The following is an 866-nucleotide window of genomic DNA, read 5'->3' on the forward strand; positions in this document are numbered from 1 at the left end:
CTTCTTTTGTTGTAAATCTTTCTTTAAACGTCTGTCTATCAATGTTTTTTAGTATCCTCATCGTTCCTGAATTTGAATACAATTTACAAAATAATATACTCATATACAACTATTTGTGAACTAAATGGGTAACCCTATTAATTTAATCAAACTGGATACTGAAGGTCATATTATTTGGAAGGGTGATTATGCTACCATGGATGATTACCCTGTGATTTGGAATGCCGTGCCTGATAAAATATTAATAAGCGAAGAAAATGATTATTATTTATCTGGGAAGGCTGAATGGCCAATTAATAATGACCCCTCACAAGGTTGGGGTACTCGGTCTTTATTTATAAAGGTTAATCCCAACGGGGAAGAGGAGTGGATATTGCCTTTTGGAATTTATGATAGCCTATATACCCAACCTTGGAGTATTCACAATTTGTCAGAAGGAAATTTTGTAGCTATAGGCAGTAACTATCAAACCCATCACCCTGTTATGATGTATTTTAATGAAAATGGAGAAGAACAATCTTTTGTTTCAAAGCAAATTATGCCTGAGAATTATTTCGCCACTCGATTAGGGGAAGCCATTCAAATAAGTGACACTAGCTTTTTTAGTATTTTTTTATATAAAAATACCTCAGAGGAATACACCTATCATTCTGGATACATTAAATTCGATACGGCTCTAAATATCATAGACTATAAAGAAGATGACAGGTGGACTGGGCCTTCAGATTTAGTACACACTTATAATGACAAAATCGTAACCGTAGGTAGAATGAAAGAGAATAATTCCTCTGGTAAATATGATATTTATATGAGCAAGCGTAATCTGGACTTTACTTATGATACTGTATACCCCAATTGGACAGGGC

The 866-nt window shown here is 34.1% G+C and carries 1 protein-coding gene; it reads left to right on the top strand.

From position 1 onward, the window contains the following. Positions 1–124 precede the first annotated feature (124 nt). On the top strand, positions 125–866 hold a 742-nt coding region (locus HNS40_RS22475; RefSeq protein WP_172284948.1), incomplete at its 3' end, for a hypothetical protein.

The organism is Lentimicrobium sp. S6 (assembly GCF_013166635.1).
Taxonomy (GTDB): Bacteria; Bacteroidota; Bacteroidia; order Bacteroidales; family UBA12170; genus UBA12170.